We start from the raw sequence: 26,727 nt of genomic DNA, 5'->3' as shown, positions 1-26,727 counted from the left end.
CCGCCGCTCAGGCCCAGTTCATGGGCGCGGGCGAGGTCGGCGACCGGGGCGACGGCGACCACCGGGCACCGCGCCGGACCGCGGGAGGCCGCCCACAGTGCCAGGTGGCCGCCCGCCGAGTGCCCGGCCAGCACCCGTACCTCCCCCGCCGCGCGCAGGTGTTCCAGGGCGGCGCCGACGTCCTCGAAGGTGCCCGGCCAGCCGCCGCCCCCGCCGACGCGCCGGTACTCCACCAGCGCCACCCGCAGCCCGTACCCGCCGGCCAGCTCGGCGGCGAGCGGGGACAGGTGGACCCGGTCGTACGCCTCCCGCCAGAAGCCGCCGTGCAGGACGGCCACCAGGGCCCCGCCGGGCGGGCCGTACAGGTCGATCACCTGCGAGGGGTGGGGGCCGTAGCGCTCGGTGGCGGACGGCGCCACCGGGGCCAGGCCCAGCAGCGCCGCCTCCTCCGCCTCGCCCGCGGACGCCGCCTCAGGCATCACGCTCCGCCAGCACCTCTCCGAGGACACGGGCGGCCAGCTCGGCGTCGGCGAAGGACGTGTACAGCGGGGTGAAGCCGAAGCGCAGCACGTCCGGGCGGCGGAAGTCGCCCACCACGCCGCGCGCGACCAGCTCCGCCATCACCTCCCCGGCGTCCGCGCAGCGCAGCGCGATCTGGCTGCCGCGCCGGCCGTGCTCGGCCGGGGTCACGGACTCCACGCGCCCCGCGGGCACGTAACTCCCCACGCAGCGCAGGAAGAAGTCCGTCAGGGCCAGGCTCTTGGCGCGTACGGCCGCCATGTCCACCCCGTCCCAGACCTTCAGCGCCTCCTCCAGCGCCAGCATGGACAGGATGTCCGGCGTACCGACCCGGCCGCGCGCCGCACCGCCGGCGGGCTCGTACTCGTGGCTCATGCCGAACGGGTCGGCGTGCGAGTGCCAGCCGGGCAGCGGTGAGTCGAAGCGCGGCTGGAGGCCGCGGCGGACGTAGAGGTACGCCGGGGCGCCGGGGCCGCCGTTGAGGTACTTGTACGTGCAGCCGACGGCCAGGTCCACGCCGTGCTCGTCCAGCCCCACCGGGAGGGCGCCCGCGCTGTGGCACAGGTCCCACACCGTGTACGCGCCCGCGTCGTGGGCGGCGGCGGTGATGCCGGGCAGGTCGTGGAGCTCGCCGGTGCGGTAGTCGACGTGGTTGACCAGTACGGCGGCGGTGCGCGGGCCCACCGAGCCGGGGATGCCCCCGGCCGGGATCGCGCGGACGGCGGCGCCGGTCAGCCGGGCCGCGGAGGCGGCGATGTAGCCGTCGGTGGGGAAGGTGGTGGCGTCCACCAGCAGATCGGTACGGGCCGGGTTGTCCTCGCGGGCCATCCGGATCGCGGCGACCACCGCCTTGAGGACGTTGACGCTGGTGGAGTCGCCCGCCACGATCTGGCCGGGCGCGGCGCCGACGACCGGGGCGATCAGATCGCCGATCCGCTCGGGCGCGGTCCACCAGCCGGACTCGGTCCAGGAGCGGATCCGCAGCCGCCCCCACTCGCGCTCCACCACGTCCGCGACGCGGGCGGGCACCGAGCGGGGCAGCGCGCCCAGGGAGTTGCCGTCGAGGTAGACGACGCGCTCGCCCTTCTCGTCCTCCAGGACGAAGGCCTCGCGCCGGCCGGCCAGGCCGTCGGCGGCGTCGAGCTTCGCCGCCTCCTCGCGCAGGGCCGTGCTCGCGGAGGCGTCCGCGGGGGCGCTGGCGGAGTCGTTCCCTGAGGCGTCCCCGGGGGTGTTCTCGGTTGCGTCAGACATAACTGCGGGCCGTCCAGAGCTCGGGGAAGACGTTCTTGCGGGCGCGCTTCTCCAGCCAGGCCACGCCCGCGGAGCCGCCGGTGCCCTGCTTGGAGCCCATCGCGCGGCGGGTGGCCACCAGATGGTCGTTGCGCCAGCGCCAGACCTGCTCGGCCACCTCGGTCAGCGCCTCGCCCAGGCGCAGCAGCTCGCTGCCGGGATCGCCGGAGTAGATCCGCGCCCAGACCTGCTCGACCCGCGGGTGGGGCTCGTACCGCTGCGAGACGTCCCGGCCGGTGACCTCCTCGGGGATGTCCTCACCGCGGCGGGCGAGGTAGCGCAGCACCTCGTCGTACAGGCTCGGCTCGTGCAGCGCCTTCTCCAGCTCGTCGTGGACGCGCGGCGCGCCGCGGTGCGGGACGAGCATGGACGCGGACTTGTCCCCGAGCATGAACTCCATGCGCCGGTACATCGCGGACTGGAAGCCGGATCCCTCGCCGAGGGCCCCGCGGTAGGCGTTGAACTGCGCCGGGGTGAGGTGGGCCAGGGGCTCCCAGGAGGCGTTGAGCGAGAGCATCTCGTACACCGAGCGCTTGAGCGCCTCCAGCGCGGTGCGCGGGTCGTCCGCGCGCAGCGCCCGGGAGGCGACCGTCCACTCGTGGACGATGACGGTGAACCACAGCTCCATCACCTGTGTGGTCACCAGGAAGGACATCTCTCCGGGATCGTCGGAGAGGGGGTGCTGGAGGTGGGTGAGGACGTCCGCCTTGACGTAGTCCTCGTAGGGTGTGGTGCCCGCGAAGTCGAGGTTCGGGTTCTCCGAACCGCTGTCGGCTCCGGTACCGGCACCTGCACCGGGCTGCGCTCCGGTCGGCTGTGACGCCCCCGACGGCTGTGACGGCTCTGACGGCTGTGACGGCATGGCTGTTCTCTGTTCTCCTCGCGCGCTCGCCCGGGGTCGCCGGGCCTTCTCCGCAGATCATCGGTTCAGGGCCCGGCGACGGCAAGGGCCGATCGGGAGGGATCTCCCGCCGGAGGGCGCCGGGGGAGCCGCCGGCAGGGGCGTCAGGAGAGCGTGGCCGCCGCGGTGGGCGAGCTCTCCTTCAGGAAGGTGGTGCAGCGCTCGTACTCCTCCTGCTCGCCGATGGCCTGGGCGGCGCGGGCGAGGGCGTGCAGGGCGCGCAGGAAGCCCCGGTTCGGCTCGTGCTCGAACGGGATCGGGCCGTGCCCCTTCCAGCCGCTGCGGCGCAGGGCGTCCAGGCCGCGGTGGTAGCCGGTGCGGGCGTACGCGTACGACTCGACCGTGCGCCCGGCCGCGAAGGCGTCGTCCGCGAGCTGTGCCCAGGCCAGGGAGGAGGTCGGGTGCTTCGCGGCGACCTCGGCGGGCGAGGTGCCCGAGGCGAGCAGCTCACGCGGTTCGGGGTCGTCGGGAAGGTGGGTGGGGGGCGGTCCCCCGAGCAGGTTCTCGTGAATGGCCATGGCCCCAGTCTGCACGGTCGCCGCCGGTGCGCGGAGGGCGGTACGCGGCGAGCCCGGTATCCGGCGGCGGGTGCCGGGTACCGGGCTCGCGTCCGTCCGCGTCTCCCGCCCGGGCCGGGGCGGGGAGACGCGGACGGGACAGGCGGGTGCCGCCTACTTCATACGGGTGCCGGTGGAGCGCAGGTCGGCGCACGCCTTGGCGACGCGCTCGGCCATGCTCTTCTCGGCCAGCTTGCCCCAGCTGCGCGGGTCGTAGGTCTTCTTGTCGCCGACCTCGCCGTCCACCTTCAGCACACCGTCGTAGTTGCGGAACATGTGGTCCGCGATGGGGCGGGTGAACGCGTACTGGGTGTCGGTGTCGAGGTTCATCTTCACCACGCCGTTGTCCAGCGCGGTGGCGATCTCCTGCTCGGTGGAGCCGGAGCCGCCGTGGAAGACGAAGTCGAACGGGTTCTGCCTGCCGAACTTGGCGGCCACGCCCTCCTGGAGGTCCTTCAGCAGCTCGGGGCGGAGCACGACGTTGCCCGGCTTGTAGACGCCGTGGACGTTGCCGAAGGAGGCGGCCAGCAGGTAGCGGCCCTTCTCGCCCAGGCCCAGGGCCTCGGCGGTGCGGATGGCGTCGTCGACGGTGGTGTACAGCTCGTCGTTGATCTCGTGGCTGACGCCGTCCTCCTCGCCGCCGGTCGGGGTGATCTCGACCTCGAGGATGATCTTCGCGGCAGCGGCCGCGGCCAGCAGCTCCTGGGCGATCTCCAGGTTGTCGGCCAGGGTCTCGGCCGAGCCGTCCCACATGTGGGACTGGAACAGCGGGTTCATGCCCGCCTCGACGCGCTTGCGGGAGAGCTCCAGCAGCGGGCGTACGTAGCCGTCCAGCTTGTCCTTGGGGCAGTGGTCGGTGTGCAGCGCGACGTTGACCGGGTACTTCTCGGCGACGATGTGCGCGAACTCGGCCAGGGCGACCGCACCGGTCACCATGTCCTTGCTGTACTGGCCGCCCAGGAACTCGGCGCCGCCGGTGGAGATCTGGATGATGCCGTCGCTCTCCGCCTCGGCGAAACCGCGCAGCGCGGCGTGCAGCGTCTGCGTCGAGGTCACGTTGATGGCGGGGTAGGCGAACCTGCCTGCCTTCGCCCTGTCGAGCATCTCGTTGTAGACCTCGGGGGTTGCGATGGGCATCTGTCCGCTCCTTGATGGTGTGCGAAGCTCTACGGCTCTGGTGTGGGTCAACGGAACGACGTCATCGTCGTCCCCATCCTCCCAGACGTGTGTGATTGCTCCACCCCCGCGTCCGGGGACGGGGGCGGCGAGAGGGCGGCGGGAGAACCGCGAGGGTGCGGGGACCGGGCACGGGAGGGCGACCGGTCCGCGTACCGCGTCGCGGCGAGGCCGGACGAGGTCGCATCCGCACCGCCGGCCGGGCCACAGAGCGTCACCGTTTCACGTGAAACAGTGACTCTCACGGACCTCTCCGGTTGCCCCGCGAGGTTTGCGCGGGGCCGGAACCGGAGCCGGGCAGCGGGGTCAGGACAGGTCCAGGTCCTCCAGCCCGTACGCCTGGTAGTACGGCAGTCCCGCCTTCTCGATCGCCGGAGCCGCACCGCGCTCGACGATGACCGCCACACCCACGACCTCCGCGCCGGCCTCCCGCAGCGCCTCGACCGCCGTGAGGACCGAACCTCCCGTGGTGGAGGTGTCCTCGACAGCCAGCACCCGGCGGCCCGCCACGTCCGGTCCCTCGATCCGGCGCTGGAGGCCATGGGCCTTGCCCGCCTTGCGGACGACGAAGGCGTCCAGCTTCCGGCCGCGCGCGGCGGCGGCGTGCAGCATCGCGGCGGCCACCGGGTCGGCGCCGAGGGTCAGACCGCCCACCGCGTCGTACTCGATGCCGGCGGTCAGATCGAGCAGCACCTGCCCGACCAGCGGAGCCGCCTCGGCGTCCAGGGTGATCCGGCGGAGGTCGACGTAGTAGTCGGCCTCCTTGCCGGAGGAGAGGGTCACCCTGCCGTGGACCACGGCCTTGTCCTTGATCTGCTGCAGAAGCTTGTCGCGCGCGTCGCTCATGCCGATGAGCCTAAGCCAGCCCCGCGCCGCCTCCGCGCGGACCTACACCGGCCTGCGCCACGACCAGACCGTGGAGACCTCCAGCGGATCGATGGGCGTGACCAGGCGGGGGTGGGAGTTGAGCCCGTCGGGCGGGCCGGTCTGCGGCTCCACGCAGACGGCCTCGGACTGCTCGTCGTAGACCACCACCCACTCGGCGCGGCTGGCGACCTTCAGCTCCAGCTCGCCCGGCCAGGTCAGCGTCACGTCCACCCCGTCCGGCATGCCGAAGCAGTCGTCCCAGGGGCCCGGGCGCGGATCGACGCGGCGGCCGGTGGGGACGTGGTCCTCGCCGCGCTCCTCCTGCCAGGCGGGGTCGAAGTCCAGCACCACGTCCTGCCCGCCCTGTCCGAGGTTGCGCAGGAACCACGGATGCCAGCCGGCCTGCGCCGGGAAGGAGTCCCCGGCCGTCTCCACCCCCAGGGTGAGGGTGAGTCCGGCGCCGTCCTCGGCCAGTTCCACCACCTGGGTCACCCGGCCCGGCCAGGGCCAGGGGTCGGTGAGGTCGCGGTAGAAGGACGCGGTCCGCCCGTCGCTGCGGACGGTGTGCCAGGGAACGCCGCGCACGGTGCCGTGGATTGCGTGCTGCCCGGCGGTCACGGGAAGCTGGTACCGCTCGCCGCCGTTGAGGAACCGCCCCTGCCGGGTCCGCCCGCACCAGGGCACCATCACGAACGCGCCGTACCGCTCGCCCTGTCTGAGCACTTCCGTACCGTCGATGCGCAGGGAGGAGATCCGGCAGCCGTGTGCCGGATCGACGGTCACCTCGGTGCCGCCGGCTCGCAGACGGACTCCGCTGTCTGTGTCTTGGACGTCATGGGCAGTCACATCCATGACCTTAACCGCGGCGGCCGGCGGTAACCGTGGCCTTCGGCATCCGGCGTCCGGCACCCGGCGTTCAGCGCCTGCGCCGCAGCACGCGCCCCACCACGACCGCCGAGGCGACCGCCAGCGCCGCCGCGGGGGCGGCCCAGCGCAGCACCGCCGCGGCCGGGGAGACCTCCTCGGGCGGAGGGACAGGGGCGTAGCGACCGCGCGGCGGGGCGTGGTCCACCTCCTCGGCGCTGCGTCCGATCATCGTCCGGCGGGCGTGGGCCGCTTCGGCGGCGGACCGCGACTCCTCGTCCAGTTCGTCGACGAGGTCGTCGCCCAGGCCACCGTCGAGGCCGTCACCGGGGCCGTCACCGAGGCCGCCGGTGAGCCCTCTGCCGTCGAGTGCCTCCGCACCGGGCGCCTCGTCGGCGAAGCCGTCCTCACCCGACGGGTCGAGCGAGGACGGCGGTACCTCGACGTCGAAGACCCCCCGGGGCCGGGCCCCTTCGTCCGAGGCGCCCGAGGCGTCCGGGGCGCCCGGCTCCTCCGGCTCGCCCGGCTCACCCGGCTCCTCGGCACCCCCGGCGCTCTCGCTGTTCCTGGCGCTTCCGCTGTTCCGGGCGTCCGCGGCGCCGGGCGTGTCGGGTGCGGGGATGCCCGGGATCACGGGCTCGTTGTCGTCCGGTTCGCCGATCCCGCCGGGCGCGGCGACCGTACCGGCTGCGTCCACCGGTGAGACCGGGTCGGCCGCCATGCCGGCGGCCAGTTCACCGCCGAAGCGGTCCAGCAGCCGGCGGCCGGCCGCGGACCGCTGCTTCTCCTCGAACTCCGTGATCCGGCCCTCGCCGCGCAGCTCCCCCGTGCAGACGAGCACGGTGCCCTCGCCGTCATCCGCCGGGCGCGGAACGATCGTCAGGGCCAGTTCCACCGAGCCGTCGCCCCGGGCCTCGGCGCCCTCGCCGCGGACCGTGCAGACGCCGTACCCGCCCCCGGCGCCGCCCGGACCGCCGTCCCCGCCGTGCGTCATACGCAGGCTGCCGCGGTACGTGATGCTGGAGCCGCCGATCCGCACCCGCAGCCGCCCCCGGACGACCGCGCCGTCCCCGGCGCCGCCGGGGACCGCGTCCGAGGACTCGGGCTCCGAGACCTCGGGCTCCGAGGATTCGGGCTGGAGCCCCGGCACACAGCGCGCGACGCGCTCCGGCTCGGCGAGCGCAGCCCGTACGGCTCCGGCAGTGAACGGAACGTACACCTCATGCTCCATGGGGCGGAGCCTACCCACTGCCTCCCCCACCAGTGCCCGCTCCGTACGGACATCGGCACGTCGTACTCCCCGTACTCCCCGTACTCCGCGTACTCCCCGTACTCCGCGCCTCAGTCCCGGTAGCGGGGGCGCACCAGGGTGGAGGGCGGCAGCCCGGCGACACGGCCCCGCTCCGCGCGGACCGAGGCGCGGCGCAGATCGACGGGGCGGAAGGCGCGCGGAACCGCACCGGCCGGTGCGAGGGCGAGCGGCGGCGGGGTGCCGTGGGCGGCCAGTACGAAGCCCCAGTCGCCGGGCCGGTCCCCGGCCGCGCCCTCGCGCCGCTGCGAGCGGTCGGGGCCGGCGGTGAAGCCGGACAGCCGCCCGTCCACCACGTAGGGCGCGGTGCGCAGTCCCACGGTCCGCAGCGTGGTCTCCACCGTCCAGTACGCGCGGGGGCGCTCTCCGGCCGGTCCCGCGTGCACCGCGAGCCGCCCCCGCTCGGACAGCGCACGCGCGGCCAGCCCGTAGAACTCCTGCGAGTACAGCCGGGAGCTGTCCGAGATGCCGGGGTCGGGCAGGTCGGAGACGATCACGTCGTACGGCGGCCGGCCGGAGTCCGGCCAGGAGCGCAGCCAGTCGAAGGCGTCCCCCGTCTCCACCCGCACCCGCGGATCGTCCAGCGAACGGTGGTTGAGGCGACCGAGCTCCGGATCGGTGCGGGCCAGTTCCACGACGCCGGGATCGAGCTCCACCACCGTCGCCGACTCCACCCCCGGATGGCGCAGCACCTCGCGCAGGGCCAGTCCGTCGCCGCCGCCCAGGACGAGCACCCTGCCGTGCGGGCCCGCCGCCATCGCGGGGCGGACCAGCGCCTCGTGGTAGCGCCGTTCGTCCCCGCCGCACACCCGCAGCCGGCCGTCGAGGAACATCGCGAAACCTGTCGGCTCGCTCACGCCGGGGTGCCGGACGCCCTCGGTGAGCACGATCTCCTGGACGGCGGTGTTCCGCACCGTCCGCACCTCGCCGCCGTACACCGCCCGGCGTGCGGCCTTCTCGAAGGAGTCGACGACGGCGACACCGGTGATCAGCAGTGCCACCACCAGCCCGTTGACGAGGAGGAGGGTGCGGCGCGAGCGGGGTGACAGGTCGCCGCGGAACAGCCACAGCACCAGCGCGCCGCCCGCGACGGCGTTCACCGTTCCGACCGCCAGGGCCCCCGGGAGCTGGCCCATCAGCGGGAGGAGCAGGAAGGGGAAGGCGAGCCCGCCGACGAGGGCGCCCACGTAGTCCGCGGCGAACAGGTCGGCGACCGCGCCACCGGCGTCCTGTTCCCGGATCCGCTGGATGAGGGTCATCAGCAGCGGCATCTCGGCGCCGATGAGCACCCCGAGGACCAGCGAGAAGCCGATCAGCACCGCCATCGAGCCGCCGACCCAGGCGAAGTAGGCGTACAGCGCCATCGCCGAGCCTCCGCCGACCAGTGCCAGCAGTGCCTCGACGACACCGAACCCGGCCGCCGCACGGGTGCGCAGCCGCTTGGCGAGCAGCGATCCCAGCCCCATGGCGAAGACCATGACCGACAGGACGACGGAGGTGTGGGTGACGGAGTCGCCGGCCAGATAGGAGCCGAGGGCGACGAGTTCGAGTTCGTAGACGAGACCGCAGGCGGCGCAGACGAAGACAGCGGCGAGGACGAGGAACCGTCCGACACCGGCCGGCACGGGCAGCCGCGCCGGCGCCTGCGAAGGCTCCTCCGACGGGGCCGGTGGCGGCTCCTCCCGCGGCGGCGCGGGCCCCGACGCCCCCGCCGGTGCGGAAGCGGGCGTTTCGATCATGCCGGGAACGCTACGGGACGCCTACCGCGAGTCCTGTCACCCACACAGGTGCAATGGACCGCACAGACGCGCGAACCGGCACCCTCCGGCCCGGCGGGCGGCGCGTACGTCCCGGCGGGAGCGCGCGGCAGGGCGGAGGCGCGCGGCAGGGGCGCGCGGCGGAGCGGAGGCACGCGGCGGAGGAGGGGCGCGCGGCACACACCCGCGTACGTCCCGTACGGGCGCGCCGGGGTCACACGCCCACCCGCTCCGGTTCCCTCACGCGCACCCCCACTCTGGTGTGGGTCACCACGAGCCGCCGCTCCTGCGGGTAGGCGTGCCAGGTCCGCCAGTGCACCTGGTCGCCGCGCCGCTGGACCAGCAGGGCGGTGAAGGCGTTCGGGCTGCCGGGGAAGGTGCCGGCCAGCCCGTGCGGGTGGTCCGCGACGAGCGCGAGCAACTCCTGCGCGCGGCCCGCGAAGGAGCCGCCGGAGAGCGTCTCGACACGCGCCGCGAACGCGTACTCCCAGTCGTCCATCCGTTTCGACACCCCCAGCGGCAGCGGTGTCCTGCTGCCGGGGATGCACGCCACGGTCTCCGAGCAGAAGATGCCGCCCTCGTCCGCGAGCAGCACCTGGTGTGAAGCGCCGAGCAATCTCAACTGGGCTGCTGTTCCCTGGAGTTCGAGATCCAGCTTCGCCAGTGCGGGCATGGGGTCGCACCCGAGTGCCCAGGCGAGGTCACCGGCGCGGGTGTCGGTGTACGGGGTCTTGAGATCGGTGAGCATGGGTCGGCTCCGCAACGCAGTGAGGGCGGGCCGACTCAGCCCCCTGGAACAGGGCCCCGAAGGGGGCAGGGATGCTGCCTGCCGCCGGCTCGCGCCCACGTGAAGTCCGGGTACATCAGTCACCGAATCACGGAATGTGCGGCTCCTACAGGCTTTTTACTCACCTTCGTCTGTTTTCCATACCAGGGGGGGCCTAGCAGGTCAGATGTTCTCACCGCTGAACTGCAACCGCCGTACGGGTGAATAGCGTCAGGCGCCTCCGCATCCTCCGCCGCCTCCGCCGCACCCACCGCCACCGCCACCGCCACCGCCTCCGCCGCACGACGAACCGCCGTCGTGCGAACCGCCGTGCGAACCGCCGTGCGAACCGCCGTGCGAACCGCCGTCGTGGAAGCCGCCGTCGTGGAAGCCGCCGCCGGCCCCGATCCACACCCCCGACGCTCCCCCGCCGGTGCTCCGCCGCGTACGGCGGCGCCCTCCCGTGACCGCGCCGACCGCCACCACGGCCAGCACCAGGACCAGAACCATGCAGATGATGACAACCGCCGTCATGGCGTCCCCCTCGTGTCCCCTGGTTTCCCCTCGCGCCCGCACATCCCCCGTGCGGGCCTGATGTCACGATCCCCTCCCGCAGCCCGCGCCAAAGCCGAGTTGAGGAAGTCCAGAGCTTCGGGCGGCGCCGCTCAGTCCCCTCCGCCGCCTCCGCCGCACCCGCCGCCCGAGCCGCCGTCGGAACCACCGTCGGAGGCGCCGTCCCCCCACCAGCCGGTGTCACCCCCGCCGGACGAACCGCCCCGGCGGCCGCCGGCCGCACGGCGCCCGGCCCGCCGGGCCGGAACGACCACCGCCACGACCAGCAGCACCACGAACACGGCGAGACCGCCGACCAACCACCCCACCACGACACTCCTCTCCCGCACCCCGACCGGGGCCGCCGCCAGGACATCCGCAGGAAAGCACGGACGGAAGGAGTTGAGGAAGCCGGGTGCCGGGCGGAGGATGGCCGCCATGACCTCCACCGGACGACCGCTGCTCAACCGCCGCCTGGCCGGGTTCGGCACGACGGTCTTCGCCGAGATGTCGGCGCTGGCCGTCAGGACCGGATCGATCAACCTGGGCCAGGGCTTCCCCGACACCGACGGCCCCGAACAGGTCCGGGAGGCGGCCGTGCGCGCACTGCGCGAGGGCCGCGGCAACCAGTACCCGCCCGGCCCCGGCGTCCCCGAACTGCGCACCGCGATCGCCGGCCACCAGCGGCGCTTCCGCGGCCTGGAGTACGACCCCGACACCGAGGTCCTGGTCACCGCCGGGGCCACCGAGGCGATCGCCGCCGCCCTGCTGGCCCTGGTGGAACCGGGCGACGAGGTGATCGCGCTGGAGCCGTACTACGACTCGTACGCGGCCTGCGTCGCCATGGCCGGCGGCACCCGCGTCCCCGTCACCCTGCGGCCCTCCCCCGGGCCCGGGCCGGCGTACCGCCTGGACCTGGACGAGCTGCGCGACGCAGTCACCGGCCGCACCCGGCTCATCCTGCTGAACACCCCGCACAACCCCACCGGCACCGTCCTCACCCGCGAGGAGCTGACGGCGATCGCCGAGCTGGCGGTGGAGCGGGACCTGCTGGTGGTCACCGACGAGGTCTACGAGCACCTGGTCTTCGACGGCGAGCACATCCCCGTCGCCTCCCTGCCGGGGATGCGCGAGCGCACCGTCTCCATCTCCTCCGCCGGCAAGACCTTCTCCTTCACCGGCTGGAAGGTCGGCTGGGTGACGGGCACCCCGGAGCTGGTGTCGGCGGTGCGCTCGGCCAAGCAGTACCTCACCTACGTCTCGGCCGGTCCCTTCCAGTACGCGGTCGCCGAGGCGCTCGCCCTGCCCGACTCGTACTACACGGCGCTGCGCGAGGACCTGCGCGCCAAGCGGGATCTGCTCGCGGACGGCCTGGCCCGGGCGGGCTTCGAGGTCTTCCGCCCCGCCGGCACGTACTTCGTCACCACCGACATCCGCCCCCTGGGCGAGAGCGACGGTGTGGCCTTCTGCCGCGCCCTGCCCGAACGCTGCGGCGTCGTCGCCGTGCCCAACGCGGTCTTCTACGACCACGCGGCGGAGGGCGCGCACTTCGTCCGCTTCGCGTTCTGCAAGCGCGAGGAGGTGCTGCGGGAGGCGGTGGAGCGTCTGGGAACGCTGGGCGCGGCCCAGGACCGCGCCCGGACCGCCTCCTGACGGCCTCCCGGCGGCGCGGCCGCCACCCCGGGGCCGCGAAGCGTCGGGCCCGACGCGCGGCGGCCCCGGGCGCGGACGCGAAGCGTTCCGTGCACCGGGGCCGCGCGGGGCCTCGTGTGGGGGGCGGAGAGGTCAGCCCTCGCCCTCACCGTCGGACTCCTCGACGTCCTTGGCCAGACCGAGCTGCTCCACGAGCCAGCGGTCGAACTCGACCGAGGCGCGGATCCAGCTCACCGTGCTGGAGACGAAGTGCTCCAGCGAGACGCCGACGCCGACCAGCATCTGGGCCTCGCCGATCAGGCGGACCGTGCCGTCGTCGTGCGTGTGGCTGTAGACCTTCGGCCACAGGGTGCGGCGGTTCCAGTCGTCGACCAGCTCCAGCAGGCGGGTCTTGTCCTCGATGGAGTGGGGACGGTCGTAGAACGTCCGGACGGAGAAGACCTGCTGCTCCTTCTCGCCGCGGAACATGAAGTAGGTGCGGAACTCCTCCCACGGCGCCGCGAGGTCACCCTCGTCGTCGACGACGTACTTCAGCTCCATCTGGTCGAGGAGCTGCTTGACCAGGTCCTGGTCCGGGATGACGGGCCCGGCAGGCCCCGTCGGCTGCTGTTCGGGCTGCTGGCCCCCGAAGTTCGGGATCGAGGACGGGTCGATAGTCACCGTGGTTTTCCCTTCATACGATTCCTGCCATCCTCCCCCACCCCGGCCCCGTCCTGGCAAGCCCGGGCTTCCCCGCTCGTCCGTCGGGCTGACGCGTCCGCCCGGCGGGCGGACGCCGGGTCGCTTCGCGGCCCCCGGAACGGCCCCGGAACAGCCCCGGCGGGCCCCGCGGCGCGGGGCCCGCCGTACGGCCGCCGCCGCGCGGTCACCGCACCGGGGTGACGACCAGACCCTCCTCCTCCAGGCCGACGTCCACCCGGACGGTGTCGCCGTCGCGGACCTCGCCCGCCAGGATCGCGCGGGCCAGCCGGTCGCCGATGGCCGTCTGGACCAGGCGGCGCAGCGGCCGGGCGCCGTAGGCCGGGTCGTTGCCCTCGACCGCCAGCCAGTCCAGCGCGGCGTCGGAGACGTCGAGGGTGAGGCGGCGGTCGGACAGTCGCCGGGAGAGGGCACCGATCTGGAGCCGGGCGATGCTGCGCAGCTCCTCGCCGCTGAGCGCGGAGAAGATCACCAGGTCGTCCAGCCGGTTGAGGAACTCCGGGCGGAAGGCGGAGCGGACGCTCGCCATGACCTTCTCCCGCTTCTCCTCCTCCTTGGCCAGCGGGTCCATCAGGAACTGGCTGCCGAGGTTGGAGGTGAGGACGAGGATGGTGTTGCGGAAGTCCACCGTCCGGCCCTGCCCGTCGGTCAGCCGCCCGTCGTCGAGCACCTGGAGCAGGATGTCGAAGACCTCGTGGTGGGCCTTCTCCACCTCGTCCAGCAGCACCACGCTGTACGGACGCCGCCGCACGGCCTCGGTGAGCTGGCCGCCCTCCTCGTAGCCGACGTAGCCGGGGGGCGCGCCGACCAGCCGGGCGACCGAGTGCTTCTCGCCGTACTCGCTCATGTCGATGCGGACCATGGCCCGCTCGTCGTCGAAGAGGAAGTCGGCGAGCGCCTTGGCCAGCTCGGTCTTGCCGACGCCGGTGGGGCCGAGGAACATGAACGAGCCCGTGGGCCGGTCGGGGTCGGCGACCCCGGCGCGGGAGCGGCGCACGGCGTCGGAGACGGCGCGTACGGCCTCGCTCTGGCCGATCAGCCGCCGGCCCAGCTCCTCCTCCATGCGCAGCAGCTTCTGCGTCTCGCCCTCCAGCAGCCGCCCGGCGGGGATACCGGTCCAGGAGGCGACGACGTCGGCGATGTCGTCCGAGCCGACCTCCTCCTTGACCATGGTGTCCTTGCTCGTCTCCTGCTCCTGCTCGGCGGCCGAGGCCTCCTCCAGCTCGCGCTCCAGGGTGGGGATCTCGCCGTACAGCAGCTTGGAGGCGGTCTCGAAGTCGCCGTCGCGCTGGGCGCGCTCGGCCTGGCCGCGCACCTCGTCGAGCCTCTCCTTCAGCTCGCCGACGCGGTTGAGGCCCTGCTTCTCCTTCTCCCAGCGGGCGGTCAGCCCCCGCAGCTCCTCCTCGCGGTCGGCCAGCTCGCGCCGCAGCCGCTCCAGCCGCTCCCGGGAGCTCTCGTCGCTCTCGCCCGCCAGCGCCAGCTCCTCCATCTTCAGCCGGTCCACCGCGCGCTGGAGCTCGTCGATCTCCACGGGCGAGGAGTCGATCTCCATGCGCAGCCGGGAGGCGGCCTCGTCGACCAGGTCGATGGCCTTGTCCGGCAGGAAGCGGGAGGTGATGTAGCGGTCGGACAGGGCGGCGGCGGCCACCAGCGCGCCGTCGGCGATCTGCACCTTGTGGTGCGCCTCGTAGCGGCCCTTGAGGCCGCGCAGGATCGCGATGGTGTCCTCGACGGTGGGCTCGGCGACCAGCACCTGCTGGAAGCGGCGCTCCAGGGCCGGATCCTTCTCGATCCGCTCGCGGTACTCGTCCAGCGTGGTGGCGCCGACCATGCGCAGCTCGCCGCGGGCCAGCATGGGCTTGAGCATGTTGCCCGCGTCCATCGCCGAGTCGCCGCCGGCGCCCGCGCCGACGACGGTGTGCAGCTCGTCGATGAAGGTGACGATCCGCCCGTCGCTGGACTTGATCTCCGCCAGGACGGCCTTGAGCCGCTCCTCGAACTCGCCGCGGTACTTCGCCCCGGCCACCATCGCGCCCAGGTCGAGGGCGACCAGGCGCTTGTTCTTCAGCGACTCGGGGACGTCGCCCTTGACGATCCGCTGTGCCAGGCCCTCCACGACCGCCGTCTTGCCGACGCCGGGCTCGCCGATGAGCACCGGGTTGTTCTTGGTGCGCCGCGAGAGCACCTGCACCACGCGGCGGATCTCCTGGTCGCGGCCGATGACCGGGTCGAGCCGGCCCTCGCGCGCCGCGGCGGTCAGGTCGGTGCCGAACTTCTCCAGCGCCTTGTAGGTGCCCTCGGGGTCGGCGGTGGTGACGCGCTGGCCGCCGCGCGCGGTCTCGAAGGCGGTGAGCAGCTTCTCGGCGGTGGCGCCCTGCTCGGTGAGCAGCCCGCCGGTCCGGCCTCCCCTGGCCGCCAGGCCGATGAGCAGGTGCTCGGTGGAGATGTAGGCGTCGCCCAGCTCCTTGGCGCGGCGGGAGGCGTCGGCGAGGACGGCCATCAGGTCGCGGTCGGGCTGCGGCTTGGCGACGGTGGAGCCCTGCACGCTGGGCAGCGAGCCCAGCAGCCGCTCGGCCGCCGAGCGCAGGGCGGCCTGGTCGGCGTCGACCGCCGCGAGCAGGTCCTGGATGTTCTCGTTGTCCTGGCCCTCCAGCAGGGCCAGGAGCAGATGTGCCGGGGTGATGTCGGGGTGGCCCCCGGTGAGGGCGCGGTTGTTGGCCGCGCTGATCGCGTCCCGGCTCCTGTTGGTCAGCTCGGCGTCCACGGGTGCGTACTCCTCCTCCTGTCGCCAACTCTGCACACATCAGCATGCAGTAAGTTGAGTCTATTCCACTCAACGCGCGAACGGGAGCGCCGCCGGGATAGTTTCCGGAGCATGGCCAGCGAATCCCGGCGGGACCCCCGGCATCCGGACGACGCGTACCTCGCCTTCTGGCGGGAGCGGCACCTGTGCACCCTGACCACGCTCCGCCCCGACGGCACCCCCCACGTGGTGCCAGTCGGGGTCACCTACGACCCCGGGGCCGGCCTGGCACGGGTCATCACCCGCCGTACCAGCGCCAAGGTCGCCAACGTCCTGGCCGCCGCGGACCGGCCCGGCGGCGCCCGGGCCGCCGTCTGCCAGGTGGACCGGGGGCGCTGGGCGACCCTGGAGGGGGTCGCGTCGGTGCGCACCGACGCCGAGGCGATCGCGGACGCGGTCGCCCGCTACGCCGAGCGCTACGGGCGCACCCCCGCGCCCAACCCGGAGCGGGTGCTGATCGAGATCGCCCTGGACCGGGCGATGGGCACCGTCCCCTCCCCTGAGCGCCCCTGACCCCTGACCCCTGGGCCCGCACCCGCACCCGCACCCGCACCCGGGTACGCGTACGGCGCGACGCCGCCCCGCCCGGTCGCACATCGGGCGGGACGGCGTCGGCTCGTGGGGCGGCCGGTCCGGCGGATCCGGCGCGCGCGGTGCGGCTCGGTGCGGCTCGGTGCGGCTCGGCTCAGCCGCGGGGACGGCCGCCCGCCGCCTGGAGCAGCCGGCGCGCCTCGGCCGGGAAGGGGCGGCCCAGCACCCGGCCCTGGTCGTCGCCGACCGACATCACGGCCACCACCGTGCCGGACTGGCTCGCGGCGTCGTAGTCCCGCAGCCACGGCCCGCCGCTGGAGCCCTGGGTCAGGTCGCAGGACTCCAGCAGCAGCCCGCCCACGTTCGGCTGCTGGGTGTCCCGCTCGGTCAGCAGGGCGGGCGTGCCCGCGCAGTGGGCGAGCGTCTCGCCGTCGTACGGCTTCGTGGCCGGGTAGCCCAGGGCCACGGTCCGCTCGGCCGGATCGACGGGTTCGAAGTCCAGGCGGTTGGCGCCGACCGTCTCCTGGAGCGTCCGCCCGCCCTTCTTCTCCACCTTCAGGAAGGCGTAGTCGTACGGCAGGACCTGCGGCAGCCTCCCCCGCTTCCAGGCGGACTCCAGGTGCACCGACTTCACCCGCCAGCCGACCCGGGCGGCGTTCGCGGTGCCGTGGCGGTCGTAGGCGGGGACGAACCAGGCCTGCTTCCAGCGGGGCTCGCCGGGGTTGTGGACGCAGTGCGCGGCGGTGACGACGACGCTTCCGTTGGGGGCGTCCACGACGGCGCCGGAGCAGGCGAGCAGCTGCCCGTCCGGATAGGTACCGATGAGCTTCCCGACGGTCCGCACGGTACCGCCGGGCCAGGGCGCCCGGGGGGCGCCGGCCCCGTCGGCCGTCGTGCGAACGGCCGCGGCGCCGGACACCGGATCGACCGCGGGGACGCCCAGGGGAGCGGCCCCCAGCAGCGCGGCGGAGGTCGCGACGGTGACGAATGCGGCTATGACGGCACGTATCCTGTCCATGCCCTCACGCTGCGCCCCTCCCACGTGCGCATGCCATCCGCACACCGCCGACCGGGTGGGGCGGTGCCTCCGTTCGGGCGGACCCGGACGGACGCATGTGTACGCCGTACGGCCCCACGCCGGGGACGTACGGGACGCGAGCCCGAGCCGGGACCCGGGCCCTGCCGGAGCCGGGCTCCACCGGAGCCGGACCGGAGCCGGACCGGAACGGCAGCGGCCCGGCCGGGAAGGCCGGGCCGGAGCGGACCGTGGAAGCGGCAGGGGGCCGCGCCCCGGGTCGTGCCGGGTGCGGGTCAGTCGGCGGAGCGCTGAGGCCGCCAGACCACCAGCGCGCTGGACTGCTGCACGTCCTGGTAGGGCACCAGGTCGCGGCGGTAGGAGGCGTGCACCTGCGCCTCGCGCTGGCGCATGGCCAGCGCCGCGCCCTCCACCGCCTGCTGGAGTTCGGCCACCTTGGCCTGGAGGGCGGCGACCTGGTTCTCCAGTTCGATGATGCGCTTGATGCCCGCGAGGTTGATGCCCTCGTCCTGCGACAGCCGCTGCACCTGGCGCAGGAGCTGGATGTCCCGCGCCGAGTAGCGGCGGCCCCGCCCGGCCGTACGGTCGGGGGAGACGAGACCGAGCCGGTCGTACTGCCGCAGCGTCTGCGGGTGGAGCCCGGAGAGCTGGGCCGCGACGGAGATGACGTAGACCGGTGACTCGTCCGTCAGTTCGTACGGGTTGCCGCGCCCCCGTCCCTGGCTCTGTCGTCCGCGGCCGTAGCCGTCCATATCGGTCAGTCTCCCTTCGCGGCCTTGAACAGCGCCGCCCGCGGATCCTCGCCCGCGGTCGCGTCACGGTAGGACTCCAGCAGGTCCCTCGCCTTGTCGCTCAGTTCCCTCGGGACCGTCACCTCCATGGTGACCAGCAGATCGCCCCTGGTGCCATCCTTGCGCACCGCCCCTTTCCCCCGGGCGCGCATCGTCCGGCCGCTCGGGGTGCCGGCCGGCAGCCTCAGGGTGACCGGCGGGCCGCCCAGGGTGGGCACCTTGATCTCGCCGCCGAGCGCCGCCTCCGTGAAGGTGACGGGCACGGTGACGGTCAGGTTGTCGCCCTTGCGGCCGAACACCGGGTGCGGCTCGACGTGCACCACGACGTACAGGTCTCCGTTCGGGCCGCCGCGCTCGCCCGGTGCGCCCTTGCCGCGCAGCCGGATGCGCTGACCGTCCGAGACGCCGGCGGGGATGCGGACCTGCATGGTGCGCGAGCTGGTGGCCCGGCCGCTGCCCTTGCAGACCTCGCACGGGTCCTGGGCGATCAGCCCCCGGCCCCGGCAGTCCACGCACGGGTCGGTGAGCGAGAATCCGCCCCCGCCGCCCCGGCTGACCTGGCCGGTGCCGACGCAGGTCGGGCAGACCCTGGGTGTGCCGTTCCTGTCGCCGGTGCCCGCGCAGGCCTTGCACGCCGCCGAGCTGGACATCCGCAGCGGGACCGTGGCCCCGTCCACCGCCTCGGTGAAGCTGAGCGTCACCTCGGACTCGACGTCCTGGCCGCGGCGCGGCTGGGTGCGCGTGCCCGCTCCGCCGCCCCGGCCGAACAGCCCGCCGAAGACGTCCCCGAGGCCGCCGCCGAAGCCGCCCGCCCCGGGGCTGCCGCCCTGGGCGCCTCCGAAGATGTCGCCCAGGTCGAAGTTGAAGCCGCCGGGGCCGCCCGCCCCCGGGCCGGTGCGGAAACCACCGGCGCCGAAGAGCGCGCGGGCCTCGTCGTACTCCTTGCGGCGCTTGGGATCGCCCAGGACGTCATGGGCCTCGGAGACCTCCTTGAAGCGCTCCTCGGCCCGGGCGTCGCCCTTGTTGGCGTCCGGGTGGAACTCGCGGGCGAGCTTCCGGTACGCCTTCTTGATCTCCGCCTCGGTGGCGTCCTTGGGGACGCCGAGGACCTTGTAGTAGTCCTTCTCCACGAAGTCCTTGGTGCTCATCCCCGGCGTCCCTCCTTCCGGTCTTCCTCCGCGTCAGCCCTGCTCGGGGCCACCGCTCTCCTCATCGGCTGCCGTCTCCGCCTGCTGGTCCTCGCCCTTGGCGGGCTGCGCGCCCGGCTGGGGCTCGGCGACACCGACCCGCGCGGGGCGGATCGTGCGCTCGCCGATGCGATACCCGGGCTGCAGGATCTGCACGCACGTCGTCTCGGTGACGTCGGGCGAGTACGAGTGCATCAGCGCCTCGTGCACCGTCGGGTCGAAGGCCTCGCCCTCCTTGCCGAACTGCTGCAGACCCATCTTCGCCACGACCGTCTCCAGCGACTCGGCCACCGACTTGAAGCCGCCGAGCAGCTCGCCGTGGTCCCGGGCGCGGCCGATGTCGTCGAGCACCGGCAGCAGCTCGGTGAGCACGTTGGCGATCGCGATCTCCTTGACCGCCACCCGGTCCCGCTCGACCCGGCGGCGGTAGTTGGAGAACTCCGCCTGGAGCCGCTGCAGGTCCTGGGTGCGCTCGTTCAGCGCGGTACGGGTCTGGTCGAGCTGGGCGGTCAGCGCCGCCACCCGCTCGGCGTCCCCGGACGCCCCGGACGTCCCGGGGGCCGCCTCCGGGCCCGCCTCCTCGGCGGGTCCGGAGGCCTGCGCCGCGTCACCGGGCTGCTCGCCCGGCTCGACCGGCTCGGCGGGGACGTCGGGCTCCTGCTCGAAACCCGGGGTCTCCTCCGTCACGCTGCATCACCCTTGGGCTTGTCGTCGTCGACGATCTCGGCGTCCACCACGTCGTCGTCCGCGCCGCCGGCCTTGGCACCGGCTCCGGCTCCGGCGCCGCCCGCGGCCTGCTGTCCCTGGGCGTCGGCGTACAGGGCCTGGCCCAGCTTCTGGCTGGTGGCCGCGACCTTCTCGGAGGCCTCGCGGATGGCCGCGGTGTCCTCGCCCTTGAGCTTCTCCTTCAGCTCCGCCACCGACGCCTCGACCTCGGACCTGACGTCCCCGGGCACCTTGTCCTCGTTGTCCTTGAGGAACTTCTCGGTGGTGTACACCAGCTGCTCGGCCTGGTTGCGGGTCTCGGCCGCCTCCCGGCGCCGGTGGTCCTCCTCCGCGTACTGCTCGGCCTCCCGCATCATCCGCTCGATGTCGTCCTTGGGCAGCGCCGAACCGCCGGTGACGGTCATCCGCTGCTCCTTGCCCGTGCCCAGGTCCTTGGCGGACACGTGCATGATGCCGTTGGCGTCGATGTCGAAGGTGACCTCGATCTGCGGCACCCCGCGCGGCGCCGGCGGCAGCCCGGTCAGCTCGAACATGCCCAGCTTCTTGTTGTACGCCGCGATCTCCCGCTCGCCCTGGTACACCTGGATCTGCACGCTGGGCTGGTTGTCCTCGGCGGTGGTGAAGATCTCCGAGCGCTTGGTCGGGATCGTGGTGTTGCGCTCGATCAGCTTGGTCATGATGCCGCCCTTGGTCTCGATCCCCAGGGACAGCGGGGTGACGTCCAGCAGCAGGACGTCCTTGACCTCGCCCTTGAGCACACCGGCCTGCAGCGAGGCGCCGATGGCCACCACCTCGTCCGGGTTGACGCCCTTGTTCGCCTCCTTGCCGCCGGTCAGCTCCTTGACGAGCTCGGCGACGGCCGGCATGCGGGTCGAGCCGCCGACGAGGACGACGTGGTCGATCTCGGAGAGCTGGATGCCCGCGTCCTTGATCACGTTGTGGAACGGGATCTTGCAGCGCTCCAGCAGGTCGGCGGTGAGCTGCTGGAACTGGGCCCGGGTGAGCTTCTCGTCCAGGTGCAGCGGGCCCTCGGCCGACGCGGTGATGTAGGGCAGGTTGATGGTGGTCTCGGTCGAGCTGGAGAGCTCGATCTTGGCCTTCTCCGCCGCCTCGCGCAGCCGCTGGAGCGCCATCTTGTCCTTGGCCAGGTCCACGCCGTGGCCGGACTGGAACTGCTTGACCAGGTAGTCGACGATCCGCTGGTCCCAGTCGTCGCCGCCGAGCTGGTTGTCGCCGTTGGTGGCCTTCACCTCCACGACGCCGTCGCCGATCTCCAGCAGCGAGACGTCGAAGGTGCCGCCGCCGAGGTCGAAGACCAGGATCGTCTGGTCGTCCTTCTCCAGGCCGTAGGCCAGGGCGGCCGCGGTCGGCTCGTTGACGATGCGCAGGACGTTCAGACCCGCGATCTCGCCGGCCTCCTTGGTGGCCTGGCGCTCGTGGTCGTTGAAGTAGGCGGGGACGGTGATCACCGCGTCGGTGACCTTCTCGCCCAGGTACGCCTCGGCGTCCCGCTTCAGCTTCTGCAGCACGAAGGCGCTGATCTGCTGGGGGTTGAAGTCCTTGCCGTCCAGGTTGATCTTCCAGTCGGTGCCCATGTGGCGCTTGACCGACCGGATCGTCCTGTCGACGTTGGTGACGGCCTGGCGCTTGGCGACCTCGCCTACGAGAACCTCGCCGTTCTTGGCGAAGGCGACGACGGACGGCGTGGTCCTGGCGCCCTCGGCATTGGTGATGACGGTGGGCTCACCGCCCTCGAGAACACTGACGACGGAGTTCGTCGTACCCAGGTCGATGCCGACCGCTCGTGCCATTTCGGGTTCCTCCAGCTCATACCTTGAGTAGATCTGGCTCAAGAGTGCAGCAGGAGGGAGGGCGGCGTCAAGAGACCTGAGCCGCACCGACTCAACTCTCCTCCGGCGGGCCAACTCATGCCCCAGCCGTTCCGTCTCAACTACCCGCGGAACGCCGGTCGTCGGGAATCGCCCGGAGAACAGGGTGCCCGCCGGGGCCGTCACGGCTCCCGGACGGGGCAGCCTTCCCCGCGCCGGCCGATCCATCCGGCCCGCCGCGCTCTTTCTCCCCCGGTTCCCGTACGCCCGCCGCCTCCCCACCCGCCGTCTCCCCGGCCCCGGAGAACTCGACGGCGACGACCGCCGCGTCGTCCCGCAGCCTCCCGCCGGTGTGCCGGGCGACCGCCTCCAGCAGTTCGTCCGGCAGCCGCTCGGTGGGCACCCCGCGCAGTCCCTCCAGCGTCTCGGCGAGCGGGAAGAAGCGCCCCCTGCCGTCGCGCGCCTCGTCGATGCCGTCGGTGTGGAGCAGCAACCGGTCCCCGGGGCTCCACCGGGTGTGGACGGTCAGACCGCAGTCGTCGTCCCATCCGACCGTGAAACCGTGCACCAGCCCGAGCGGCGGCAGCGGCTCGACCGGCAGCGGCGCGCAGCCCTCGGCGGTGAGCAGCAGCGGCGGCGGATGCCCCAGGTCGACGACGCGCAGCCGCCCGCCCTGGATCTCCACCAGCGCGGCGGTGACGAACAGTTCGTCCGCCTCCGCCTCCGCGTCCGGGCCGTCACCGGCGGCCGCCTCCCGCGCGCACCGCGCCACCGCGCGCGAGCAGCGGCCGGCCACGGTCGTCAGCGCGGACTCGTACTGGGCCGCCTCCCGGAAGGCGCCCAGCACCGCGGCCGCCGTACGGATCGCGGGCAGGCCCTTGCCGCGCACGTCGCCGATGATCAGCCGGGTGCGGTCGGGGAGGACCACGACCTCGTACAGATCGCCGCCGATCAGCGTGTCGGACTCGGCGGCGCTGTACCTGGCCGCCAGGCGCAGCCCGCCCGCGCGGCGCGGCACCGGGGAGAGGAGGGCGAGCTGGGCGGCCTCGGCGACCTGCCGGATCCGGACGAGCTGCCCCTCGCGCCGCCGCCGGGCCACGGCCGCCACCAGGCCGGCCGCACTCACCACCGCCAGCGAGACCAGCGAGGTGGCGGAGGTGTCCGTCTCGGCCGCGGTCGGTTCGAAGGATGTGGCCAGCCCGAGGGCCAGGGCGGCGGCGGAGACGGCGAGCACGTCGCGGGGGCGGCCCCGGACCGCGGCGAGCGCGGGCGCCGGGGTGAGCAGGGAGCCGGCGTGCGCGACGCGGCCCTGGAGCCCGTCGGTGGCCTCGACGACGGCGACCACGAGGACGAGCAGCCAGGGGAGGAGCAGCCAGACCCACAGCCGGCCCCACAGGCCTTCCCACAGACGCTCCCACAAGCGCTCCCGGAGCCTCGCGGTGAACCGCGCGAGCCCCGCGCGCGGAGTGCGGCGGCGCATATGGGGACTTCCTCCCGGCCGCGGGAAACGAACGCATCCCTTTTTACCGCATTCGACACCGATTCGGCGGGTGAGGTCCGGGAGATCTATAGGATGGACCCACTCTTCCGTTCCCGGGCCCCGCACGAGGCCCCGCGGCCACCCCTCGGGCAAGGACCGCCTCAGCGACGCAGATCACCGCACGAGTGGCTACAGACGGCCTCCGTTAGTGGGTAGTCTCGAACAGATCGGATAAGTTACCGCTTAGTAAGTCTGCAGCCGCAGGCACCGCCCCCGCAGGTTCGAGGAGCCGCCATGCAACTCGCCGCGATCGTCGTCTCGCTGGTACTCACCGCGGTCGGCGTAGCGCTCTTGGCACGCGCCGTCGCGCAGATCTACCGCTTCGTCAAGCTCGGCCAACCGGTCCCGGCGGGCACACGCACGGACGACCCCAGGCAGCGCACCATCACCCTGGCCAAGGAGTTCCTCGGCCACACCCGGATGAACCGCTGGGGCGTCGTCGGCGTCGCGCACTGGTTCGTGGCGATCGGCTTCCTCACCCTCGGCCTGACGATCATCACCGCGTACGGCCAGCTCTTCCAGGCCGACTGGGTGCTGCCCGTCCTCGGCGGCTTCCTGCCGTACGAGATGTACATCGAGTTCATCGCCCTGATGACCACGGTGGGCATCCTCACCCTGATCGTGATCCGGCTGCTCAACCTGCCCACCCGCCCGGGCCGCAAGTCGCGCTTCGCCGGCTCGACCGCCTGGCAGGCGTACTTCGTCGAGTACGTCATCCTGATCATCGGCCTCGCCATCCTCGTCCTGCGCGGCCTGGAGGGCGCGCTGCACGGCGTGGACGGCTACGAGGCCGCGTACTTCGCCTCGTACCCGCTGGTGGCCGCCTTCGACGGGCTGAGCACGGGCACCCTGCAGAACCTCGTCTACCTCACCGCCATGGTGAAGCTCGGCACGACGATGATCTGGATGATCACCGTCAGCCTCAACATCGACATGGGCGTCGCCTGGCACCGCTTCCTGGCGTTCCCCAACATCTGGTTCAAGCGCGAGTCCAACGGCGAGGTCGCCCTCGGCCCGCTCCAGCCGATGACCTCGGGCGGCAGGCCGATCGACTTCGAGGACCCGGGCGAGGACGACACCTTCGGCGTCTCCCAGGTCGAGCAGTTCTCCTGGAAGGGCATCCTCGACTTCTCCACCTGCACCGAGTGCGGCCGCTGCCAGTCGCAGTGCCCCGCCTGGAACACCGGCAAGCCGCTGTCGCCCAAGCTGCTGATCATGTCGCTGCGCGACCACGCGCACGCCAAGGCCCCCTACCTGCTGGCCGGTGGCGGCAAGACCATGGAGGGCGAGGAGAGGGCCACCGAGGAGCAGCTCAGGGACGTTCCCGCAGCCGCCCTGGCCGAGGCCGAGCGCCCGCTGATCGGGACGCTGGAGGAGAACGGCGTCATCGACCCGGACGTGCTGTGGTCCTGCACCACCTGCGGCGCCTGCGTCGAGCAGTGCCCCGTCGACATCGAGCACGTCGACCACATCGTCGACATGCGCCGCTACCAGGTGATGATCGAGTCCGCGTTCCCGTCCGAGGCGGGCACGATGCTCAAGAACCTGGAGAAGAAGGGCAACCCCTGGGGCCTGGCCAAGAAGCAGCGCCTTGAGTGGACGAAGGAGCTCCAGCGGGAGACGGGCTTCGAGGTCCCGGTCGTCGGCAAGGACATCGAGGACCTCACCGAGGTCGACTACCTGTACTGGGTCGGCTGCGCCGGTGCCCTGGAGGACCGGGCCAAGAAGACCACCAAGGCCTTCGCCGAGCTGCTGCACATCGCGGGCGTGAAGTTCGCGATCATGGGCGGCGACGAGAAGTGCAGCGGCGACTCCCCCCGCCGCCTGGGCAACGAGTTCCTCTTCCAGCAGCTCGGCGCCGAGAACGTGGCGATGCTGAACATGGCCTTCGGCGAGTCCGCCCCGGACGAGGACGGCGAGGAGGGCGTCACCGTCGAGCGGTCCAAGAAGAAGATCGTCGCGACCTGCCCGCACTGCTTCAACACGATCGCCAACGAGTACCCGCAGCTCGGCGGGCACTACGAGGTCATCCACCACACCCAGCTGCTCCAGCACCTCATCGACGAGGGCCGCCTGGTGCCGGTCACGCCGGTCGAGGGTCTGATCACCTACCACGACCCGTGCTACCTGGGCCGCCACAACAAGGTCTACACGCCGCCGCGCGAGATCATCGGCCGCGTGCCCGGCCTGCGCAACGAGGAGATGCACCGCCACAAGGAGCGGGGCTTCTGCTGCGGCGCCGGCGGTGCGCGGATGTGGATGGAGGAGCGCATCGGCAAGCGCATCAACACCGAGCGCGTGGACGAGGCGCTGTCGCTGAACCCGGACATCGTCTCCACCGCCTGCCCGTTCTGCCTGGTGATGCTGACCGACTCGGTCAACGGCAAGAAGAACGAGGGCAAGGCCAAGGAGAACGTCCAGGTCGTGGACGTCGCCCAGCTCCTGCTGGAGTCGGTCAAGACCCCGGCGGAGCCGGAGGGCCCGGCCGGTACGGAGTCGGCCCCCGAGCCCGAGCCGGCCGCGTAGCGGTCGCGCTCCGGGCGGCACGCGGCAAGGACGGCGGTGGCCGGCCCCGCGGAACGCGGGGCCGGCCACCGCCGTCTGCCATGTCTTTTCCGCCGTGCCGTGCCGGCCCCGGCCCTCTCTCAGTCCTCGTCGAACCACTCGTCCAGGACGGCGTCGAACTCCTCGTCCCACTCCTTCAGGGCCTTCCGGGACGGCGCGTCGACATCGGCCTCGTACCAGCGGCGGGCGGTCGTGCAGACCGACACGGAGAACCGGCGCCCGAAGCGCGGGAGGTCCGTCTCGACCGCGCCGATCTCGTCCCAGGAGAACCGGGCCTCCTCGCCGTCCAGCCGGAACACCAGCCCGAAGGGGCCGGCGGCGATCGAACCGCGGCGGTCGGACGCCTCGAAGACGGGCCCGGCCTCCTGCTCACCGCCGTCCCGCTCCCCGTCCTCGTCCCGGTCGCCGGCCTCCTGCTCACCGGCCGCGGCCGCCCCGGAGGACGGACCGGCGCTCCCGGCGGCGTCCTCGGCCGGCTCCTCTGGGACCGCCTCCCCGGACGCCTCCCCGGAGGTCTCCCCGGAGGGGGTCTCCTGCTCTGTCTGCTCCACCTCCTCGGCGGCGGCCTCCTCACCGGCCCGGTCCGGGCCGGGCGGGGTGAGGCCGGGGATGTAGGCCGGATCGGTGCCGGCTGCGGTTACGGGCGGGATGACCGGACCTCTGAGCTGTTCCACGGCGGGCAGTATGGCCGACGAACCCGCACCGGCGACAGACGGTGCCGTGCCGCCCGGTGAAGAAAATCCCGCCTCCCGTACAACCCCGGCGCCTCCCCGGATGTCTCCTGTGGGCCACCTCCGCGTTAATTCCTG

24 protein-coding genes are annotated in these 26,727 nt (G+C 73.0%); 3 read left to right on the top strand and 21 right to left on the bottom strand.

Going from position 1 to position 26,727, the window contains the following annotated elements:
• The 12 genes from ACLIYP_RS09300 to ACLIYP_RS09245 all read right to left on the bottom strand — a co-directional run.
• A partial coding sequence (locus tag ACLIYP_RS09300; RefSeq protein WP_412712657.1) for an alpha/beta hydrolase occupies positions 1–479 on the bottom strand: 479 nt, incomplete at its 3' end.
• Entirely contained in the window at positions 472–1,770 is a 1,299-nt protein-coding gene (gene kynU, locus ACLIYP_RS09295; protein ID WP_412712656.1) for a kynureninase, read from the bottom strand. The genes kynU and ACLIYP_RS09300, both read right to left, overlap by 8 nt.
• Positions 1,763–2,671: a tryptophan 2,3-dioxygenase family protein gene (locus ACLIYP_RS09290; protein ID WP_412712655.1), complete on the bottom strand. Its 909-nt coding sequence runs from the start codon at positions 2,669–2,671 to the stop codon at positions 1,763–1,765. The genes kynU and ACLIYP_RS09290 overlap by 8 nt, the downstream gene beginning before the upstream one ends.
• 143 nt (positions 2,672–2,814) lie before the next feature.
• Positions 2,815–3,228 carry a DUF3151 domain-containing protein gene (locus ACLIYP_RS09285; protein WP_237880779.1) on the bottom strand — a complete coding sequence of 138 codons (414 nt, stop codon included), beginning with the start codon at positions 3,226–3,228 and terminating at the stop codon, positions 2,815–2,817.
• Positions 3,229–3,381: 153 nt separating this feature from the next.
• Positions 3,382–4,404 (bottom strand): class II fructose-bisphosphate aldolase, encoded by a 1,023-nt coding sequence (gene fbaA / locus ACLIYP_RS09280; protein ID WP_412712654.1) that lies wholly within the window; start codon positions 4,402–4,404, stop codon positions 3,382–3,384.
• A gap of 345 nt (positions 4,405–4,749) precedes the next feature.
• Positions 4,750–5,289 carry an orotate phosphoribosyltransferase gene (gene pyrE, locus ACLIYP_RS09275; RefSeq protein WP_412712653.1) on the bottom strand — a complete coding sequence of 180 codons (540 nt, stop codon included), beginning with the start codon at positions 5,287–5,289 and terminating at the stop codon, positions 4,750–4,752.
• Between the two features lie 42 nt (positions 5,290–5,331).
• Positions 5,332–6,162 carry an aldose epimerase family protein gene (locus ACLIYP_RS09270; RefSeq protein WP_412712652.1) on the bottom strand — a complete coding sequence of 277 codons (831 nt, stop codon included), beginning with the start codon at positions 6,160–6,162 and terminating at the stop codon, positions 5,332–5,334.
• 64 nt (positions 6,163–6,226) lie between these two features.
• Positions 6,227–7,405 (bottom strand): SRPBCC family protein, encoded by a 1,179-nt coding sequence (locus tag ACLIYP_RS09265; RefSeq protein WP_412712651.1) that lies wholly within the window; start codon positions 7,403–7,405, stop codon positions 6,227–6,229.
• A 110-nt stretch (positions 7,406–7,515) separates the two neighbouring features.
• Positions 7,516–9,222 (bottom strand): polyamine aminopropyltransferase, encoded by a 1,707-nt coding sequence (locus tag ACLIYP_RS09260; RefSeq protein WP_412712650.1) that lies wholly within the window; start codon positions 9,220–9,222, stop codon positions 7,516–7,518.
• A 232-nt stretch (positions 9,223–9,454) separates the two neighbouring features.
• A complete protein-coding gene (locus ACLIYP_RS09255) occupies positions 9,455–9,988 on the bottom strand; it encodes a DUF2617 family protein (RefSeq protein ID WP_412712649.1) in 534 nt (177 codons plus the stop codon).
• 249 nt (positions 9,989–10,237) lie between these two features.
• Positions 10,238–10,540: a hypothetical protein gene (locus ACLIYP_RS09250; protein ID WP_412712648.1), complete on the bottom strand. Its 303-nt coding sequence runs from the start codon at positions 10,538–10,540 to the stop codon at positions 10,238–10,240.
• Between the two features lie 131 nt (positions 10,541–10,671).
• Complete coding sequence (locus tag ACLIYP_RS09245) at positions 10,672–10,998, bottom strand: hypothetical protein (RefSeq protein ID WP_412712659.1); 327 nt, start codon at positions 10,996–10,998, stop codon at positions 10,672–10,674.
• Here ACLIYP_RS09245 and ACLIYP_RS09240 point away from each other — a divergent pair.
• The gene (locus ACLIYP_RS09240) at positions 10,988–12,211 is read left to right on the top strand and encodes a pyridoxal phosphate-dependent aminotransferase (protein ID WP_412712647.1); all 1,224 of its coding nucleotides are present in this window, start codon (positions 10,988–10,990) and stop codon (positions 12,209–12,211) included. The genes ACLIYP_RS09245 and ACLIYP_RS09240 overlap by 11 nt on opposite strands.
• A 132-nt stretch (positions 12,212–12,343) precedes the next feature.
• On the opposite strand, the gene ACLIYP_RS09235 is transcribed toward ACLIYP_RS09240, so the two are convergent.
• Positions 12,344–12,871: a YbjN domain-containing protein gene (locus ACLIYP_RS09235; RefSeq protein ID WP_410537779.1), complete on the bottom strand. Its 528-nt coding sequence runs from the start codon at positions 12,869–12,871 to the stop codon at positions 12,344–12,346.
• A 205-nt stretch (positions 12,872–13,076) separates the two neighbouring features.
• On the bottom strand, positions 13,077–15,674 hold the full coding sequence (gene clpB / locus ACLIYP_RS09230) for an ATP-dependent chaperone ClpB (protein WP_412712658.1): 2,598 nt from the start codon (positions 15,672–15,674) through the stop codon (positions 13,077–13,079).
• 111 nt (positions 15,675–15,785) lie between these two features.
• Here clpB and ACLIYP_RS09225 point away from each other — a divergent pair, with 111 nt between their 5' ends.
• Positions 15,786–16,226 carry a pyridoxamine 5'-phosphate oxidase family protein gene (locus ACLIYP_RS09225; RefSeq protein WP_412712646.1) on the top strand — a complete coding sequence of 147 codons (441 nt, stop codon included), beginning with the start codon at positions 15,786–15,788 and terminating at the stop codon, positions 16,224–16,226.
• Positions 16,227–16,398: 172 nt separating this feature from the next.
• Here the strand turns inward: ACLIYP_RS09225 and ACLIYP_RS09220 are convergent, their stop codons facing one another.
• From ACLIYP_RS09220 to ACLIYP_RS09195, 6 genes are all read right to left on the bottom strand, one after another.
• Positions 16,399–17,262, bottom strand: a complete 864-nt coding sequence (locus ACLIYP_RS09220) for a trypsin-like serine peptidase (protein WP_412712645.1) — start codon at positions 17,260–17,262, stop codon at positions 16,399–16,401.
• A 293-nt stretch (positions 17,263–17,555) separates the two neighbouring features.
• Positions 17,556–18,032, bottom strand: a complete 477-nt coding sequence (locus tag ACLIYP_RS09215) for a heat shock protein transcriptional repressor HspR (protein WP_093663053.1) — start codon at positions 18,030–18,032, stop codon at positions 17,556–17,558.
• Positions 18,033–18,037: 5 nt separating this feature from the next.
• Entirely contained in the window at positions 18,038–19,219 is a 1,182-nt protein-coding gene (dnaJ, locus tag ACLIYP_RS09210) for a molecular chaperone DnaJ (protein ID WP_412712644.1), read from the bottom strand.
• A gap of 33 nt (positions 19,220–19,252) precedes the next feature.
• Positions 19,253–19,945 carry a nucleotide exchange factor GrpE gene (gene grpE / locus ACLIYP_RS09205; RefSeq protein WP_412712643.1) on the bottom strand — a complete coding sequence of 231 codons (693 nt, stop codon included), beginning with the start codon at positions 19,943–19,945 and terminating at the stop codon, positions 19,253–19,255.
• Entirely contained in the window at positions 19,942–21,795 is a 1,854-nt protein-coding gene (gene dnaK / locus ACLIYP_RS09200; RefSeq protein WP_412712642.1) for a molecular chaperone DnaK, read from the bottom strand. The genes grpE and dnaK overlap by 4 nt, the downstream gene beginning before the upstream one ends.
• Before the next feature lie 136 nt (positions 21,796–21,931).
• Positions 21,932–23,293 carry a PP2C family protein-serine/threonine phosphatase gene (locus tag ACLIYP_RS09195; RefSeq protein ID WP_412712641.1) on the bottom strand — a complete coding sequence of 454 codons (1,362 nt, stop codon included), beginning with the start codon at positions 23,291–23,293 and terminating at the stop codon, positions 21,932–21,934.
• Between the two features lie 294 nt (positions 23,294–23,587).
• Here ACLIYP_RS09195 and ACLIYP_RS09190 point away from each other — a divergent pair, with 294 nt between their 5' ends.
• Positions 23,588–25,879 carry a (Fe-S)-binding protein gene (locus ACLIYP_RS09190; RefSeq protein ID WP_412712640.1) on the top strand — a complete coding sequence of 764 codons (2,292 nt, stop codon included), beginning with the start codon at positions 23,588–23,590 and terminating at the stop codon, positions 25,877–25,879.
• Between the two features lie 119 nt (positions 25,880–25,998).
• On the opposite strand, the gene ACLIYP_RS09185 is transcribed toward ACLIYP_RS09190, so the two are convergent.
• Positions 25,999–26,592, bottom strand: coding sequence for a hypothetical protein (locus tag ACLIYP_RS09185; protein ID WP_412712639.1), 594 nt, complete (start codon positions 26,590–26,592; stop codon positions 25,999–26,001).
• Between the last annotated feature and the right edge of the window lie 135 nt (positions 26,593–26,727).

It is taken from the genome of Streptomyces nanhaiensis, from assembly GCF_046614825.1.
Taxonomy (GTDB): domain Bacteria; phylum Actinomycetota; class Actinomycetes; order Streptomycetales; family Streptomycetaceae; genus Streptomyces; species Streptomyces radiopugnans.
The sequence above is the reverse complement of the archived record's forward strand: the minus strand, read 5'-3'. Positions and strand labels throughout refer to the sequence as shown.